Genomic DNA, 17,088 nt, shown 5'->3' with positions numbered 1-17,088 from the left:
TTATTGCTCCGCAGTGTGCAGATTTTTATAAGCATTCGCAGCAGCGATTGGATCAGCAGCAATTGTTTCACCAGCGTTTGCACCAGCGAGGATGGGGTAGTCTTTATTACTGGTAAGCGATCCCAAGTTGAGTTGACGAAATTCCAGCCCTTTTTCTTTTATCACATAAACGCCGCTCACTTCGCCGCGTTTGCTAATGGCGCTCGCCGGAATTAATAACTGTTCTTGCTCGCCAGTGACAAATCCAATTTTCACAAAAGTGCCGGGGAATAGTTGATGATCACCTTCGGGTAGATTCACCAATACTTTAAACGAGTGGGTTTGTGGATCAGCACTGGGGGGAATACGCAGGGCGCTAGTTTCCAGAATTTTGCCGTCTGCCAAATAAATACGCGCTTTTTTATATTTGCGCACTGGGCCTATGTGTTGCTGCGGAATATCCACCTGCGCGCGCAATTGCTCCAGCGATAAACCGGTCATCAGTGCTTTACCCGGAACAACCGTTTCACCCACATTGACGGCGCGGCTGACGACTATGCCTGCATAGGGGGCATAGATGGCGGTGTATGCAAGGTTTTGTTCGGCTTCGCGTAAATTGGCTTCAGCCGATTTAAAGACTGCTTCACTTTTATCAAAATCAGCTTTGGCGATTAATTTTTTTGCGAGCATTTCCTGCATGCGCGTGTATTGCGCCTGGGCTTCGGTAAATTGTGCTTTGGCGCTGGCGGCCCGCGCTTGTTGTTCGGTGTCGGTAAAACGAATAATCAAATCGCCTTTGACAACATAGTCGCCCACATCCACGGGAATTTCCACAATGCGGCCAGAGGTTTGGGCCGACACAGTGGCTTGGTTGATCGCTTCAATTACACCATCGTATTTCACTTCCTGTGCAGTCGTTTGTAGTTGCAGCTGAATGCTGGCGAGTTCTGGTATTTTTTTCGGCGCGGCAGGGGCGGGCGAATCTTTGCTGCAGGCGGATAAAAAGATAACACCAGTTAGTGCAAGTATTAATGCGAAACTCATACGTGTGCTATTCATAGTGACTCCTTAAAAAATCCGTATTAGTTTTTACCGCAGGCGCGATTTGCCGGTACGGCTATGTCCATTAATTTAGGATTAGGTAATTGCAGGTTGTTCATGAGGTCCACATAAGCCGCAACGTCTTTGACTTGCAGGCGCGGGTTGTGCGCTTTTTCTTCGCCGATGGTGCTGCGTGTCCAGCCTTTGTAGTCGTGGCCGGGGTAAACCCAGGTGTTGTCGGGCAGGTTTAAAAGTGTTTGAAAAATGCTGTCATATTGAGCGCGCGCATCGCCGTTTTGAAAATCGGTGCGGCCAGTGCCGCGAATTAACAGTGTGTCGCCGGTAAATAAATACTGCTCGCTGCCATCGATTAAATGATAGGTGTAGGAGTCGTCAGTATGGCCGGGGGTGTGCAGCGCAGTGAGGGTTAATTCGCCCACTGCAATTTTTTCGCCGTCGCGCAAGGCGTGGGAAACACAGGCCGAGTGCGCCTCTTCGCCGAGCAGGGTGGTGCAGTCGGTTAAATCGCGCAGGGCGCCGGCGGCGGTAATGTGATCGGCGTGGGTATGGGTGTCCAGTGCATAAACCAGGGTTAAATCCAATTCCTGCAGCAGTTGCACATATTTGGGCAGCTCTTCTTTTACTGTATCTATTAACGCCGCCTTGCGGGTTGTTTCGCAGGCGATGAGATAGGTATAAGTGCTGGACTCTCGTTCAAATAATTGGCGAAAAATCATAGGTGCCTCACAAGTGTAATAGTTGCCACAATCAACAAACTCAGCGCAAATATTTTTTGCAGTAATACATTGGCAATTTTATGGCTGATGGTTTGGCCGATGATCATGCCAATCACGCCGCCCGCAGCGACGAGTATCAACCAGTCCCAATGTTGTGCTTCACTCATCACCAAGTGGCTGATAAAACCTGAGCTGCTGATCAGCGCAATAATTAACAGCGATGTACTCACCGCTTGCGCCATGCTCACCGCACTCAGTGCCAGCAGCAGCGGCACAATTAAAAACCCGCCGCCCACACCAAACAGACCCGATAAAACCCCAACCACTAAACCGCCGATCAGCAAACCACTCACACAGCGTGGGCGCAATTCAAATTGGCCGGTGGGATTGAGATTGCACAGGTGATCCGGGCTGGGTGTGTTGGCAAAATTGCCAGCGCGAACGACCAATGCCGCCTGTGGATTTTTTTGCGCATTTATCCACATGCGCAGCGCAATAATGGCAGCGAGTAAGCTGAAGCCGCTAATTAACCATAGCTCACTGAGCTGCAGGCCCAGCCATTTACCCATTGGTGCGGTTAGTGCGCCGCTAATTGCCAAAATCAAACCAGGCTTCCACAGTACACTCGGTGTGCTACGCGAAAATCTATTGCGCAAACTGGCATAAATGGTCGTGACGGCAACTGCACCCAATGAAATACCCGTGGCATCGGCCATGGACATATCGCCGAGTAATAGCAGAAGTGGCACGGCAAACACCGAACCACCTGCGCCGGTGAGACCAAGAATCAAGCCAATTAATAGCCCGATGAATAGCAGCATTTATTTGTTCCAGGGCGCTTTGGCGATCAACATACCCATCGGACAAATATCGGTCACACCGGCAAAGACCAGCCCCGCGCCGACAAACGCCGACAAACCATAAAACGCCGGGTTAAACCAAGTGCCCAATACCGCGCCGGTGATCACTAATAAACCGGCGGCGATACGCACCTGGCGCTCCAGTGGAATCACTTTTTTCCCCTGTGCGGCCAGCGGAATATTGGATTGTTTGACCGCATTCATGCCGCCTTCAATAACCACCAGTTCGGCGTCGAGCTTGCCTTTTAACTGATCCGCCGCCATTTCGGCGCGTTTGCCGCCCTGGCACAGCAGATAAACGACCTTGCCATCTTTACCGCTTTTGGCGATCTCGGCTTGCAGGCGTTCGGGGGTTAAATCATGCAGGGGAATATGCAGGCAGTCGGGCAGGCCTGCCGCTTTTACCTCGGCGGCGGTGCGCACATCCAAAATGCACATGTCGACAGTTTTGTTGGCCATTAAATCAACCGGGTGAATACGTTGGTGGCTCATGGTCATACCTCGTGGCTGTAATGAATCAAGATGGATCAGTAGGGCAGTAAATGGATTGCAGCACGGCGATAACTTGTGTCGCTTCGTTGCCCTCCAGCCGGTAGTAAACGGTCTGCGCTTCTTTGCGTGTGCTGACCAATCCGGCTTCGCGCAAACTGGCTAAATGTTGCGAGAGGGCAGATTGGCTCAACGGCACCCTTTCGTTTAATTCGCCGACAGACATTTCACCGCCAATCAATGTGCACATAATCATCAAGCGGTTTTCATTGGCCAGCGCCTTGAGCAGGCCCGCTGCCGCTTGGGCGTGGCTTTGCATATCGGAAAGGCGGCTCAGGTTGATCTGGGGGGCGTTCATGGAAGATCCTCGGTTGTCATGAAAATAGTTTATTAGTATTTATTAAATTAGCAATATCTAATTTAGTTATTTTTAATTTTGTTTCCTGATTTTGCTTAAGGCGGTTGAGTCGCGGCCTTGGGATAACGCAATCGACCAACACATGGGTTTGGCTTGTGCTGGATCAAAAAAGAGAAATGTTGTTTTTGATGACAGCGCAACTGCGCCATTCTGGGCTAGGCTGAGAGTACAAAACTGGGCTTGAACAAAAGTGGGGTAGCTGTGGAGCGGTGGAAAAAAATTCATGGGCTTGGGCGCTTGCGCCATGAGTTCCTTGATCAAATTTGGCGCCACCTCGCTTGGTTGACTCTCATTCTGATCCCCCTGTCGTTATTTCGTATCAAATTTACTGGCTGGTTACCGCTCTACGGGGTGCACCTTGGGCTTGCCACGGCGGTGGTGTTGATTGCGTTTTATCGCCAGCGCTTACCCATTCGCTATAAAGCTCCTCTGTTGATCGGAGTGTTTTGGATGGTAGGGGTGAGCGGGGTATTCAATTTTGGTTTGGCCTCTGCCGGGCTCTGGTGGTTGATGATGGGCGCGGTGGTGAGTGGTGCGGTCTATTCCCTGCGCCACGGTATTGTGATGGGTATCGCCGTGTTGTTGGTGCTGCTGTTATTCATGCTTGCGTTTGCGACAGGGCTGTTGGAGCCACGGGCCGACCTAAATCGCTACAACGCTCACCCGGCTGCCTGGGTAAATATGGTTGTGGGAACGGCGCTGTGTATTGCGGTGGTGGTGCGCTCAATTGTTCTTTATCACCATTCACTGGTGCGCGAAACGGAGCATCGTTTTCAGCAGTGGGTGGAGGACATGCCCACCGCTATGCTGGTGCTGGATAGCGATGCGCAGGTGTCTTTTGCCAATAGTCGCGCGCGCGACATCTTGGGTTACTCCAGTAGCTTGAACTACTCAGAGCGCATAGTGCTGAACCACTTGGGGCATTTTTATCGCGCGGGCACCGATACGCCTTATCCCCTGGACGAACTGCCGCCAATCCGCGCGCTCAAGGGGGAGCCGGCGATGGTTGACGATGTGGATCTGGTGGTTGATGGCCGCCGCACCAGTTTGCAGATATGGGGTAAACCCGGTGTGGATTGGCGCGGCAATACCCGTTTTGCCATTACCACGCTGGAGGATATTACCGAGCGCCGCCGTGCGGAAACTATGAAAAGTGAGTTTGTGGCCACGGTCAGTCACGAATTGCGTACACCGCTTACCTCTATTCGCGGTTCATTGGGGTTGTTGAAATCCAACGCGCTGGGTGAACTGCCGGAGAAAATGCAGTCGGTAGTGAATATCGCCAGCACTAATACTGACCGTTTACTGCTGTTGATTAATGACATTCTGGATATGCAGAAAATCGCCACAGGGCATATGAGCTTTAGCATAGTCCCCGTCAAAATCATGCCTTTGCTGATGCGTTTAAAGGATGAGTTGAGCGCTTATGCCCATCAGTTTGGCGTTAGCTATTTTATTAGTGAAGGCGTGGCAGAACAGGAGGCGGTGTTGGGGGATGAGAACCGGCTCATTCAGGCACTGGGTAATTTAATGTCCAATGCCGCCAAGTTTTCACCGTCCGGCGCCAGCGTCACCCTGGCGGTGAGGCTGACCGATGATGCGCACCTGTGTATTTCAGTGCGCGATCAGGGGCTGGGTATACCGGAGGATTTCAAAGCCCATATTTTTGAACCTTTTAGTCAGGCCGATACCTCCAGCAAGCGCAATAAAGGGGGCACCGGCTTGGGCTTGGCCATCACCAAAGACCTGATTGAACGGCAGCAGGGCAGTATTCATTTTGTCAGCGAGCCGGGCGAAGGCACCTGCTTTTATGTCACCTTGCCCCGCGCGTTGGGCGGGGTAGCTGCATTGCCTCCATCAACTCCCCTGAAAGAAATGTAAAGCTTGCCGGGCGGGGTTGATCCGCGAGTTTCTTTGGCGCGTAGAACAACCTATCTATTACAACAGGTAATGATCATGGCTGGTTCTTATAACGTGGTTTTAGTCTTCGCCTCCTACTGTGTGGCGGTCATCGCCTCTTACACCGCTATTTATTTTGGTACCCGGGTATTCAGCTTGAGCGGTGGTTCGCGCCGTTTCTGGTTGGGCATGGGGGCTCTGTGTTTGGGTAGCGGTATTTGGTCTATGCATTTTGTGGGCATGAGTGCTTACACCATGCCGATGCATATGCACATGACGTTCAGTGCGACTTTAACCCTGCTCTCCTGGATTCCCGCCGTGCTGGCCTCGGCCCTCGCTCTTTATGTTATTACCCTTTCCAAGGTCTCCCTAAAAACTATCGCCTCCAGCGCCTTGATTATGGGCGCGGGTATTTTTGCTATGCATTATGGCGGCATGTACGCCATGCAAATGCACCCCGGTATTGAATACAACACCTTGTTGGTGATCCTTTCGGGAGTGATTGCGGTTGTCGCTTCCGGCGCAGCGCTGGTGATTTGCCGCAAGGTGCGCGATGTTCCCCCGCAGTATGCCCTGCTGACCAAAGTGGTGGCAGCGCTGGTGATGGGTGCGGCAATCTGCGGTATGCACTACACCGGCATGGCGGCGGCGACTTATCCCGAAGGTGCAACGTCACACCCGGATAATTTGCTGCGCGGCGATTGGATGGGCGTTCCCACGGCGATTGCGGCGAGTATTTTGTTGCTGTTGGCGATTTACTCCGCCTACACCGATTTCCGCGCCATGGAGCGCGCCCGCCAGGAGGAGCGCACGCGCAACGAGGCGGCGCGTCAAACCGCCTTTTATGATTCCATCACCGGTTTGGCTAACCGCTCTTTTTTGGAGGCCAAGGTATTGGAAAAACTCACAGTAACCACTGCTGACACCACACCCGCGCCATTCATGTTGGTCTATTTTGAGCTGACCGATTATCGCGAGTTGTGGCAGCGTTACGGTGAACCCTATGCCCAGGCACTTACCCAATACGTAGTGGCCGAGTTACAAGCGCAACTGCCCACTGCTGAACTTATCGCCCGTTACAGTGGCAACAGTTACATGGCGATTCTGCCCTCCAACAACCGGCAGATGATCCAGACATTGTTACAACGTGTATCCAGGCGTTTCAGTGCCACTGTCACCATCAATGGCCAGCCAACTATTTGTAATTGGGGTTTTGGTTACAGTGAGTACCCGGCATCCGGCACCAATAGCCGAAACCTGATCCGCGCTGCCCAGCGTATCCGCAAACTATCGATGGAGGCGGGTGGTGAGTTGCAGCTGGAGCTGATGTGACCGGCTTCGCGTTGTGTGCAGATTTATTTTTCGCAGGTTTATTGGTGCGCCAGGTTCGCCTGGCGATGGTTTAGTCATACGTCCCATTTTTATCCAAACCCTTGTGGCACAAGGGCTTCAAGTGCCGGTATCTATTGAAGGTTTTGCTTGTGGCCGCTGTTGAGCGGCAGCCAGAGGTTCGACTTTTCTCTCCCTTTGCAGATTAAAACACCTTCCGCTGTTCACTTTTTAAACCCATCAGAGTGGGACGACAGCCACTTTTACCCCTCGTAAACTCCTTTCCGACTGGCAACTCCACGCCGTTTCGGGCCTGCCAGCCGCTATCTAACAATAACGACAGACAACGAGGAAACATCAGATGCGAATTATGCAATTCGGTCGGCGGATGCTATTGGCGCTAGTCGCGCTCAGCAGCGTCTCCGCCATAGCGCAAACCATCAATATCAACCCCGTATCGGCCACTGGCAGCACCAGCCTGCAACCGGCCAGCTATGCCATCGACAACATCGGCACCACGCGCTGGGAATCCAATCACGGTGTATCACCCAGCTCGCTCACTCTGGATTTAGGCCAGGTCTACAACCTGTCGCAGGTGGTGATTTTGTGGGAGGCCGCCAATGCCGAGCGCTATGAAATTCTCGGCTCCAATAACAACTCTACCTGGACGCAACTGGCCCTGCGTACCGGCGGCACTTTCGGCAACCGTACCGACACTGTGCTGCTTGCGGGCAGCTATCGCTACGTGCGGATGAACGCCATCACCCGCAGCGCTGGCAATAACTGGGGCTACTCGATTTTTGAGATGGATGTGTTTGGCGCCGTGCCGGTCGCTTCATCCAGTTCATCTGCCGCGCACAGCTCATCCGGCAGTTGCGCGCTTGGCTGCGTGACCACCCTGAATAGCACCACCATGCGCGCGACGGTTACCGGCGGCGATGTGGTGGATATCCATTACACCGTCAACGGCGGCGCCCAGCAAAACGTGCGGATGAACCTCGCCAACGGTGTATGGACATACGACATCGGCGGCTTGTCGGCGGGCGCTGTAGTGCGCGCCAACTTCACCATTATCAAAAATGGTGCGGGGCAGGATACCGAGTGGAAGAATTACACCCTGGGCGCCGGGTCTTCCAGCCTACCCAGTTCATCGCGTTCAAGCAGTTCTGTTCCCTCCAGTGTCGCGCCCAGTTCATCACGCCCCAGCAGCAGTTCTGTCGCCCCGCCCAGTTCCAGTTCGGTAGCCAGCAGTGCACCACTGGGCAATATAGTGCCGCTGTATAACAACACCACGGCGCTGGAACCGGTGATCAAGTTTGATCGCGGTGACGCACTGGTCACCCGTATTGCCGACCGCGCGCGCGATCGCCATGCCAAGGAAAACCATTTCCAAGCCTACGATCACTACCTCACCTTTTATTGGGAGCAGCGCACGGCAGCTATTGAGATTGTGGATTACGTCGCCAAAGGCGGTACCACAGTGCGCATGAACGTAGTCACCCAAGGCCGTTTGGATGACCTGCAAGCGGAGAACCGCTGGTTCTACATCGGCATGAATACCCTCGCCGAATACTGCGGCAACGGGGTGATGAACCGCATTAACGACTTTAACTACTGGAAGGAAGCCAGCTGGAACTGCCGCGAGAATCGCCCCATTCAAATTGGCGACCGTTTGGAATTTGAACTCAGCCAATTCCTCGACAAAAACAGCGTGATTCGCGGCCGCGACAACTATTACGGCACCACCTATTTGTACATAGTCGGGCAGGGCATAGTGCCCTGGGATGTGACCGACAAGGTTCCGTTTGTGGGCGGTGTTTATAAGCAGCGCGATTCCATGCCCATGCCGGTCAATGCCCGTTTGGGTGGCGATACCAGCCTGCACGTACAAATGACCGCCGAACCCGACGGCCACTTCCAGCAGATGGCAACCAACCTGAGTGCGGTGAATGGTCAGGCGTTTGTGCTCGGTCGTCGCGTACATCACACCTCCTTTATTAACGGTGGTCACGACGAGAACCCGGAAAACGGTGTTTTCAGTGAGATGGTGGGTAAATCCGGCACCCGTTATGTGAGTGATCGCTGCTCGCACTGCCATGAACGCAATGGCCGCGCACCCGTGGCGGCGGTAGGTGAGGCGCTGGATCGCTGGGTATTTAAAGTCGGCAATGCGCAGGGTAATCCGCATCCACAAATGGGCCGTGTTTTACAACCGCAAGCCAATGGCGGTGCGACCAGCGAAGGCACTCCGTCCATCGCCTTCTGGACTGAGTCAGGCGGTTTGCGTTCACCCAACTACCAGTTCACCGGCTTGCGCCCCGAGACTTTCTCCGCCCGTTTGGCGCCGCAGTTAGTGGGTATCGGCCTGCTGGAGGCGATTCCCGAATCCACCATTCTCGCCCGTGAAGATATTAACGACGCCAATGGTGATGGTATTTCTGGTCGCGCCCAGCGCATTGCCGATCCGGTCACCGGGCAAACCCGTTTGGGTCGCTTTGGTTACAAAGCCGGCACTACCAGCGTGAAGCATCAAGTGGCATCGGCGTTTAATACCGACATGGGGGTGATGACCAGCGTATTGCCGAACCCCGATTGCGGCAGCAGCCAAACCAATTGTGGCCCGAGTGGTTCGGAACTGGCCAACCAACATTTGGATAATTTGGTCAAATACGTTGCCTTGCTCGGGGTTCGCCCACAGCGCGACTACAACAACGCGCAGGTCATCAATGGTCGCACCGTGTTTAACAATATCGGCTGCGCTGGCTGCCATGTGGAGAGCATGACCACCAGCCAATACCACCCCTTCGCGGAACTGCGCTCGCAAACCATTCGCCCCTATACCGACATGCTGTTGCACGACATGGGCCCCGGCCTTGCCGACAATTTGGGCGAAGGCCAAGCCAGCGGCGCCGAATGGCGTACCGCGCCACTCTGGGGCTTGGGTGTTTCTGCCTGCGTCACCGGCGGTGTGACTGGTCAACCGGGCGGTGTACCTTTTGGGGTGGATGGCAACGAAGTTTGCGTACCTAAAGCCAGCTACTTGCACGACGGCCGCGCCCGCACGATTGAAGAGGCCATCCTCTGGCACGGCGGTGAAGGTCAAAACGCCAAAAACAATTATTCGGCCTTATCCGCCAGCCAAAAACAGGATCTGCTGCGCTTCCTGCAATCGCTGTAAATTTTCTGCTAGTGATTTTCTCCCTTGTGCCCCGGCTTGCCGGGGCTTTTTTATCTGTCTGATTAGCTTTGTTACATTTATCCGCCGCTATCGGTGATTTCTGTCACTCATGTTTTGCTAGGCTGAGGTGGTAAGTTGTTTTCACCCTAAATCACGGAGAGAGATCATGAGTACTGAGAACCCCAGCATCATTTCGCATCTATCCATAGGCACTAACGATTACGAAAGCGCACGCGCGTTTTACGATGCAGTGCTGCCATCACTCGGCATTCAGGTGATTATGGAGCACCCCGGCGCTGTCGCTTATGGGCGACTCTACCCCGAGTTTTGGGTGCAACTGCCACACGACGGCAAACCCGCCACCGTCGGCAACGGCTTCCATATGGGGTTTATCGCCCAAACCAAACAACAAGTGCACGATTTTTACGATGCAGCCATCGCCGCAGGCGCCACTTGCGATGGCCCACCCGGCCCGCGCCCGCTGTACGGTGAACCCTATTACGGCTGTTTCGTGCGCGACCCCGAAGGCCACAAAATTGAAGCCGCGTTTTGGGGTGAGGCGCTTGCAGAAATACTCGCGGGTAATTAATTTTTTGCAGGTGTGATTTTCCGCGATAAATATTTGCACGCATGATCAATAATGTAGCGAGCCGAGTTACATCGCCAAACAAGGCAGCGCCATTCGCATGGATTGGAAACCGCGCGCGCCCGAACACTACGCACTCTATTTCAATTGCAAAACCACACTCGCCGAAACCTTTGAAGCACTTTACGGTAATTTATTTTGCTATGAAGGGAATAGGGCGATCATCTTTGCCCGCCTTGAACTCGTTCCCGTTAAACAGCTAAAACACTGCATCAGTCTCGCCTTGCAGTACCATCGCCTTAAACATTTGCCTCTGCTTGGTTTCAACAGCAATTTGAAACTTTGTTAACCCGAAGCCCCGTACAGTCCCCTATAATGCGCCCCATCAATGGATTACCTAAGGTCGGGTGTAAAAAATGAGATCAATTTATAAATGGGGAGCGGTATGTATGTTGGGCTTTTTAATCAATTCAGTATTGGCAGATCCTGCAGAAGAATATCCCCGGCTTTCGGCAAGCGAGTCGACATCACAGGATTATGAGATCGTCAAATTGATTGACGGTCCTATCGATGCGCTTTACCAAATTAATAACCAATCCCTGTTTATTGCGCAGAGTAATCATGACCTATGGAAGATCAATGCCGCTGGAGAGGTGATAGACCATTTCAGTACCAGCGATTTATATTCATCTGGACTGATATTGGAGGAAGAAGGGTTTATAGATTGGGTTTTTACCAGAGACAAACAGCAAAAAAACTACGGAGAAAAGATTGATGCTTCCGGTTATTCCGAGCAGCAATTGCTGGATGCATTTAACGATGCTGAGATAGTGGAATTTCTAGACAAGAATGACCAAGGCTCGGCCTATCTCTATCAAAACGGGAAGGTAAATTTATTAGATATCTCAAACCAGCGCGAGAAAATTACTGATCTGGTTTATATGTCTCACAACATTCGACGTGAATATAATATTCATCAGGGTGAAACCGAAATCAACGGCAATCGCTTCGAGAACTATAATAAAAAACCGCCGTTATTTGCATTTATCAAATCGCAGTCATCCTTGCCTCGTTATGCAGCAATCACAGGTTACGAAAAAATTGCCTATCACCGGCCATATAGCATTGCAAATACTTTGCTCGAAAACATTTTAGGTGCAATATTTGTAAGCAATCACCGAACTAGAGAGTTTGGCTATGAAGTTGGTTATAGCCATATGGAACTGAAAATCAAAGACCAAGTTTTAAAGTTTTCGGTTTTAAGCGACGAGCAATATAGCTCGGGGCGAAGCCACGACATAAACTGGTTAGATCCGGATTCGGCTGATCCAACGGGATTAAAATTTATGGCGGTGAATTACCGTCGAAAGAACCTGGCAGAGCTTAACGAAAGAAGTTTGCTCCCCTATTATGAAAATGACATCGGGCTTTATGTGTTGCGGGCGAAAACCCCGCATAATCAATTTGCACAGACGGCGTGGCAATTAAGTTATAGCGGCCTGTATTCCTATAATCCGATTTGGGGTTATTTGAAGTTTGTACAAACCGATTTGGCTCCCGCTTACTATTGGTTTCGCAAAAGCCGGCCTCTCCCGTCCTCCGCAATAATGGGTGATTATGGGCGCCGTGCCGATATCGTAAGTCCTATCTTAAAAGCATTGCCAAAATCATTGACCTTCAATTGGGTGGATTTTAAAGATCGCAGCTTCCGTTTGGTAATCAACAGTCGCGATGCATTGTTTTATAATCCTGAAGATACTCTGGTGGCAGTAAAGCTGGAATTTGATTCTGCTGAAATGGAGCAGGCATTCCAGAAACTTGAGAAAATGCCGGGACTTAGCCAGTTAACTTTGCACATGGTTGAAAAGCCTTACGGGGCCGAACTAAAGGTGTACTTACAAAATTCAAGCACACAAGTTCCCTTGAAAAAGATTCACTTCGATTATCAAGAGCAAGCCTACACGCCGAAGTCCCCCCATCTAACGCAAAGTGATGGTCAACTTGAGTTGTTTGCTGCATATGAGGATTCATTACTTACGTCTGAACCCAACGATTTTTTAGAGAAAACCCAAGAGTTAATTGAAAAAGGGGAGTTATCGCAGTTCGCCCCTCAGGTGAGTTATTACTTCGCACAGTTGAGTTATCAGTTCAGTATTAATAATGCATTAGATGAAAATACTGTGTTGATGGATTTTTATTTCGAAAAAATACACTCGCTGATTAATTACAATCAACGGGAGGAATTGCAACACAAGAATCTTATAGTGTTTGCATCACAAGTCATCTATACAGGGTCAAATACAAATAACCCTGTGTTAACAGAAAAGGCAATCAATACATTCGTGGAGCAGGATTTTGATTTGGAGAAGGAAACTGATCGTGCCTTTTTATTTAATGTTGCCTGCTACTACGCCCGCAATCATGTCAAGGACCGAATGTTAAAAATTATTAACAGGGCAATAGCCTTGGGGCGAGATCCGCAGACTTTTTTAAAAGACAGCGACTTTTCGCATTATTGGCAAGATACGGATTTCCTTGATGCGCTCAAACCGGTGGCCGTGACTGCTCCCTGATACGGTTGTATTCACGTATAATGCGCGCCTTTTCCAATTCCCAATTTATCGATTCGCACAAAAGGCCGTTTCATGTCTGAAGTCCGCACCCGTATTGCCCCATCGCCCACTGGCGACCCCCACGTAGGCACCGCCTATATCGCCCTGTTCAACCTGTGTTTTGCCCGTCAACACGGTGGCAAATTCCTGTTGCGCATTGAAGATACCGACCAAACCCGCAGCACCCCCGAATCCGAACAAGCGATTCTGGACAGTCTGCGCTGGTTGGGTCTGGAGTGGGACGAAGGCCCGGACGTGGGCGGCCCGCACGGCCCCTATCGCCAAAGCGAGCGGATGGATATCTACGGCAAATACGCGTTCGAGCTGGTCGAGAAAGGCCATGCCTTTTATTGCTTCGCCACCGCTGAAGAGTTGGACGATATGCGTCGCGAGCAACAAGCACGTGGTGAAACGCCCAAGTACGACGGCCGCGGTTTGAAATTATCGCCCGCCGAAGTACAAGCCAAGTTGGATGCGGGCGAGCCTTATGTGATCCGCATGAAAATCCCGGAAGAGGGCGTGTGTGAAATCGACGATATGCTGCGCGGCAAGATCGAGATCGAATGGTCGCAAGTGGATATGCAAGTGCTGCTCAAAGGCGACGGCATGCCCACCTATCACCTCGCCAACGTGGTGGATGATCACCTGATGCAAATCACCCACGTGATTCGCGGCGAAGAGTGGATCAACTCAGCACCCAAGCATTTGAAGCTTTACGAATACTTCGGCTGGCAAGCGCCCGTGTTGTGCCATTTGCCGCTGCTGCGCAACCCGGATAAATCCAAACTCAGCAAACGCAAAAACCCCACCAGCATCCTCTATTACAAGCGCATGGGCTATTTGCCGGAAGCCATGCTCAACTACCTCGGTCGCATGGGCTGGTCAATGCCGGACGAGCGCGAGAAATTTACCCTCGCCGAAATGCAGGAACACTTTGACCTGCTGCGTGTGTCATTAGGCGGCCCGATTTTTGATGTGGAAAAACTCAACTGGCTCAGCAGCCTGTGGATTCGCGAGAACTTCACCGTCGAACAACTTGCCGAGCGTTTGCACGGTTGGGCACTCAACCAAGAAACCCTGCTGCAAGCACTGCCACACGCCCAATCGCGCATGACAACGTTGAGCGATTTCGCACCACTGGCCGGCTTTTTAGTCAGCGGCATGATGCCCGTGAGCGAAGCGAGTTTCGCCGGCAATAAGCTGGATATCGAAAGGCAAAAAGAATACCTGCAATTCGCCCTCTGGCGCTTGGAAGCCTTGCGCACCTGGGAGCGCGACAACCTGTTTGCCGAACTCAAACTGCTCGCCGACCAAATGGGCATCAAGATCAAAGACGCCCTCGCGCCGGTCTTCGTCGCCATCGCAGGCACCACCGCGAGCTTCTCGGTAGTGGACTCCATGCAGATCATCGGCCCCGACATGAGCCGCGCCCGCATCCGCCACGCAATCAACGCCTTGGGTGGCTTCGGTAAAAACAAACAGAAAGACTTGGAGAAAATCTTCGACAAGTTAGGCACAGCCCAAGAAGAGCCAGCGGTTAATAGTTAACCGCTTGATTTCCCAATAAAAAACCGAAGTACAAGCCCAAAACTTTTGCTTGACACTCCGGAACCGGCTGCATAAAATGCGCGCCACTCAGAGACAGGATGTCAACGATTCTGGGGCTATAGCTCAGCTGGGAGAGCGCAACACTGGCAGTGTTGAGGTCAGCGGTTCGATCCCGCTTAGCTCCACCAATAACTCTTTGATTTTCAAAGAATTTTCAAAAAGGCCGACTCGAAAGAGTCGGCCTTTTTGCATTTGGGGTTAGCTATGGGTTAGCAGATCGCCAAGTCTAATTTGCCTGATCGCCATTTAGTTGTTTGCGGGATAAATTTTTTGGATTGGATGCTTGGGGGGCTCATAAATGGAACGCCAATATTTATGTTGTGCTGTCAGAATATTCCAAAATGTCTCTCCTGATTCTATTGGAGGAGCATAAAAATGTTAAATGATCATTTGTACCTTACTGTGGATGAGCTTGCTCATGTATCAAGACTTTCGCGGCGCACAATCTATAACAAGCTTTCTGCTGGAGGGGTGGGCTTGCCTCCCAGCATAAAATTTGCTGGCAGTCGTAGAGTGCTGTTTCTTGTGGCGGATGTTGAGCGTTGGATTAATCAGTCTCCAAAAAAAACCTCACCAACGATGTAATTTTCTGCTGACTTTATAGTTCTCTTTAGCGGGATTGAATATAGGTTGCATATGCTTGGTCAGAGCTGCGAGTTATTGGAGAGTATTAAAATGTTTTGGTGCGACATTTATAGGTTCTCTCGCCGCGCTTGCCTAGCAACATAAAATGCCAAAATAAATCAAAAAATTGAGAAGCCTATCGGTAGTAATAACCCTTATAAATTAACAACATATAATCATTATGTTGCAGATGATATTTTTGATAGATAGGATTTAATCTGATCTGCTTTTTGCGTTTTATTCGTTTTCACGAATTTTAAAAAAGAGGTGAGATATGTTACATCCCGGCACAGACAAAATTCTGAGCAATACCTATTTGTATGGCGCCACATGGGATGGTGTTGTGTTGCTGCAAGGCAGGCTTACCACTGGCTTGGTATTTAACATCGCGAGAAAAGAAAAGGATGGCAGAAAAGATCGTGAAAAATATTTAGCAAAAGCAAAATATCGCGCTGTTGGTGGGTTTGAACTTGCGATGCAAATTGTTAAAGCTCAAGGTGATTTAAAGTCCTCCGCGCCCTTGATTTTTTCAGCCTGGGCTGATTACGTGGCGCATACCAAAAAATATTACCAGTTAAATGAGTACCGTCACACTGAGGGTGTTCATATTGTTTTTGTAGGGTGGTACGGCCCTGACGGTGCAATACACTTAGAAACTGAAATGGCTTTGCATGATAGAGCGCTTACGAGTGATCAAGTGGGGCATGTCTGTCACTGTACTATGTCAACAATTTCTTGCACTAATCCAGCGATCTTGCCACAAGCTTGGATTTCCTTACCAAGTCCTGGTGGCTCGACTACGCTCTAAAACTCAATTAGTAAAACGCCATAAATCTACTTTAAAAGTCTTTATTGGATGCCGGCATCAGTGTTTACGGTGATTAATTTTTAAAGTTACACGCTTAAATATGGGGATGTTGATTTGGGCCCTAATTTGACCCGCTTTTGCATTGAATTTTGACCCATAGCTAATAGCTGCAAAGCTAAATGAGGTTTGAGTTTCTGCACGTTTTTTCAGGGTCATTTTTTGGATGCATAGGTGGGTCAAATTAAGGTGCAAATCAACACAATGATGAAATGCCTAAGTAATATGAAGTAATTGACATATCAATACACCTGTACCATGTTTAGCCCCAAACCAACCCCCTAATGGAACCATGGAAGCAATGAATGCACTCCGCACTATCCTCAGCTCACTTGTAATTGCACTTCTCTATCTATCGCCCTCTACACAAGCAGCAAACTTGCACGGAAAGGTTGTCGGCATCAGCGATGGTGACACGATTACAATTCTTACTACAGACAAGCAAAGCATAAAGATTCGCTTGATAGAGATTGATGCTCCTGAAAAAGATCAACCTTGGGGACAAAAATCAAAGCAAGCGCTTTCTGACCTAATTTTTTCACGCAACGTCACCGTCGATTCAACAGGCAGCGACAGATACGGAAGAACGCTTGGAACAGTTTTTCTGAGCAACAGAAATATCAATAAGCACATGGTAGAAAATGGCAATGCATGGGCTTACACAGAATATGTCCGAGATCAAAACTATTTTGAACTACAAGAGAGAGCAAAATCAAAACAACTCGGTTTGTGGTCCTTGAGTAAGGAGCAAACAATGGCACCTTGGGAATGGCGAAAAAATAAAAAGTAGTGCTGAAGGTCAGAAACGTGCCCAAAGCGGAAGTTAAATTTTTAATCTGGCCCCAATATTCTAATATGGCACC

General features: G+C 50.5%; 15 protein-coding genes and 1 tRNA gene. 11 read left to right on the top strand and 5 right to left on the bottom strand.

Going from position 1 to position 17,088, the window contains the following annotated elements:
• The 5 genes from O59_RS11590 to O59_RS11570 are packed head-to-tail and all read right to left on the bottom strand — an operon-like array spanning window position 1 to window position 3,464.
• Entirely contained in the window at window positions 1-1,038 is a 1,038-nt protein-coding gene (locus tag O59_RS11590) for an efflux RND transporter periplasmic adaptor subunit (protein ID WP_040392269.1), read from the bottom strand.
• Between the two features lie 23 nt (window positions 1,039-1,061).
• The gene (locus O59_RS11585; protein WP_007642876.1) at window positions 1,062-1,757 is read right to left on the bottom strand and encodes an MBL fold metallo-hydrolase; all 696 of its coding nucleotides are present in this window, start codon (window positions 1,755-1,757) and stop codon (window positions 1,062-1,064) included.
• Window positions 1,754-2,578 (bottom strand): sulfite exporter TauE/SafE family protein, encoded by an 825-nt coding sequence (locus tag O59_RS11580; RefSeq protein WP_007642874.1) that lies wholly within the window; start codon window positions 2,576-2,578, stop codon window positions 1,754-1,756. Before O59_RS11580 ends, O59_RS11585 begins: the two co-directional genes overlap by 4 nt.
• Window positions 2,579-3,109 carry a rhodanese-like domain-containing protein gene (locus O59_RS11575; protein WP_040392267.1) on the bottom strand — a complete coding sequence of 177 codons (531 nt, stop codon included), beginning with the start codon at window positions 3,107-3,109 and terminating at the stop codon, window positions 2,579-2,581.
• 25 nt (window positions 3,110-3,134) lie between these two features.
• A complete protein-coding gene (locus tag O59_RS11570; protein ID WP_007642869.1) occupies window positions 3,135-3,464 on the bottom strand; it encodes a metalloregulator ArsR/SmtB family transcription factor in 330 nt (109 codons plus the stop codon).
• Between the two features lie 261 nt (window positions 3,465-3,725).
• On the opposite strand from O59_RS11570, the gene O59_RS21050 reads away from it, so the two are divergent.
• From O59_RS21050 to O59_RS11510, 11 genes are all read left to right on the top strand, one after another.
• Entirely contained in the window at window positions 3,726-5,405 is a 1,680-nt protein-coding gene (locus tag O59_RS21050) for a cell wall metabolism sensor histidine kinase WalK (protein ID WP_007642866.1), read from the top strand.
• 75 nt (window positions 5,406-5,480) lie between these two features.
• Window positions 5,481-6,755 carry an MHYT domain-containing protein gene (locus O59_RS11555; RefSeq protein WP_050977054.1) on the top strand — a complete coding sequence of 425 codons (1,275 nt, stop codon included), beginning with the start codon at window positions 5,481-5,483 and terminating at the stop codon, window positions 6,753-6,755.
• Between the two features lie 358 nt (window positions 6,756-7,113).
• Window positions 7,114-9,930: a di-heme oxidoredictase family protein gene (locus O59_RS11550; protein ID WP_157152560.1), complete on the top strand. Its 2,817-nt coding sequence runs from the start codon at window positions 7,114-7,116 to the stop codon at window positions 9,928-9,930.
• A gap of 166 nt (window positions 9,931-10,096) precedes the next feature.
• Window positions 10,097-10,519 (top strand): VOC family protein, encoded by a 423-nt coding sequence (locus O59_RS11545; protein WP_007642860.1) that lies wholly within the window; start codon window positions 10,097-10,099, stop codon window positions 10,517-10,519.
• 97 nt (window positions 10,520-10,616) lie between these two features.
• Window positions 10,617-10,865 carry a hypothetical protein gene (locus O59_RS11540; protein ID WP_007642858.1) on the top strand — a complete coding sequence of 83 codons (249 nt, stop codon included), beginning with the start codon at window positions 10,617-10,619 and terminating at the stop codon, window positions 10,863-10,865.
• A gap of 100 nt (window positions 10,866-10,965) precedes the next feature.
• Entirely contained in the window at window positions 10,966-13,089 is a 2,124-nt protein-coding gene (locus O59_RS11535; protein WP_007642856.1) for a hypothetical protein, read from the top strand.
• Window positions 13,090-13,161: 72 nt separating this feature from the next.
• The gene (gene gltX, locus O59_RS11530) at window positions 13,162-14,676 is read left to right on the top strand and encodes a glutamate--tRNA ligase (protein WP_007642855.1); all 1,515 of its coding nucleotides are present in this window, start codon (window positions 13,162-13,164) and stop codon (window positions 14,674-14,676) included.
• 112 nt (window positions 14,677-14,788) lie between these two features.
• A tRNA-Ala gene (locus O59_RS11525) sits at window positions 14,789-14,864 on the top strand.
• A 247-nt stretch (window positions 14,865-15,111) separates the two neighbouring features.
• A complete protein-coding gene (locus tag O59_RS11520) occupies window positions 15,112-15,321 on the top strand; it encodes an AlpA family transcriptional regulator (RefSeq protein WP_040392265.1) in 210 nt (69 codons plus the stop codon).
• Window positions 15,322-15,634: 313 nt separating this feature from the next.
• Window positions 15,635-16,168, top strand: coding sequence for a hypothetical protein (locus O59_RS11515; protein WP_007642852.1), 534 nt, complete (start codon window positions 15,635-15,637; stop codon window positions 16,166-16,168).
• Between the two features lie 358 nt (window positions 16,169-16,526).
• Complete coding sequence (locus O59_RS11510) at window positions 16,527-17,015, top strand: thermonuclease family protein (RefSeq protein WP_040392470.1); 489 nt, start codon at window positions 16,527-16,529, stop codon at window positions 17,013-17,015.
• Window positions 17,016-17,088 lie beyond the last annotated feature (73 nt).

This window comes from Cellvibrio sp. BR (genome assembly GCF_000263355.1).
GTDB lineage: Bacteria > Pseudomonadota > Gammaproteobacteria > Pseudomonadales > Cellvibrionaceae > Cellvibrio.
Note: the sequence above shows the minus strand (reverse complement) of the source record. Positions and strands in the feature narration are given on the sequence as shown.

Coding starts and splice junctions, on each gene's coding strand:
- O59_RS11515 (WP_007642852.1), top strand. CDS start 15,635: ATGTTACATCCCGGCACAGACAAAATTCTGAGCAATACCTATTTGTAT.
- O59_RS11575 (WP_040392267.1), bottom strand. CDS start 3,109: ATGAGCCACCAACGTATTCACCCGGTTGATTTAATGGCCAACAAAACT.
- O59_RS11520 (WP_040392265.1), top strand. CDS start 15,112: ATGTTAAATGATCATTTGTACCTTACTGTGGATGAGCTTGCTCATGTA.
- O59_RS11580 (WP_007642874.1), bottom strand. CDS start 2,578: ATGCTGCTATTCATCGGGCTATTAATTGGCTTGATTCTTGGTCTCACC.
- O59_RS11545 (WP_007642860.1), top strand. CDS start 10,097: ATGAGTACTGAGAACCCCAGCATCATTTCGCATCTATCCATAGGCACT.
- O59_RS11550 (WP_157152560.1), top strand. CDS start 7,114: ATGCGAATTATGCAATTCGGTCGGCGGATGCTATTGGCGCTAGTCGCG.
- O59_RS11510 (WP_040392470.1), top strand. CDS start 16,527: ATGAATGCACTCCGCACTATCCTCAGCTCACTTGTAATTGCACTTCTC.
- O59_RS11555 (WP_050977054.1), top strand. CDS start 5,481: ATGGCTGGTTCTTATAACGTGGTTTTAGTCTTCGCCTCCTACTGTGTG.
- O59_RS11590 (WP_040392269.1), bottom strand. CDS start 1,038: ATGAATAGCACACGTATGAGTTTCGCATTAATACTTGCACTAACTGGT.
- O59_RS11570 (WP_007642869.1), bottom strand. CDS start 3,464: ATGAACGCCCCCCAGATCAACCTGAGCCGCCTTTCCGATATGCAAAGC.
- O59_RS11585 (WP_007642876.1), bottom strand. CDS start 1,757: ATGATTTTTCGCCAATTATTTGAACGAGAGTCCAGCACTTATACCTAT.
- O59_RS11535 (WP_007642856.1), top strand. CDS start 10,966: ATGTTGGGCTTTTTAATCAATTCAGTATTGGCAGATCCTGCAGAAGAA.
- O59_RS11540 (WP_007642858.1), top strand. CDS start 10,617: ATGGATTGGAAACCGCGCGCGCCCGAACACTACGCACTCTATTTCAAT.
- gltX (WP_007642855.1), top strand. CDS start 13,162: ATGTCTGAAGTCCGCACCCGTATTGCCCCATCGCCCACTGGCGACCCC.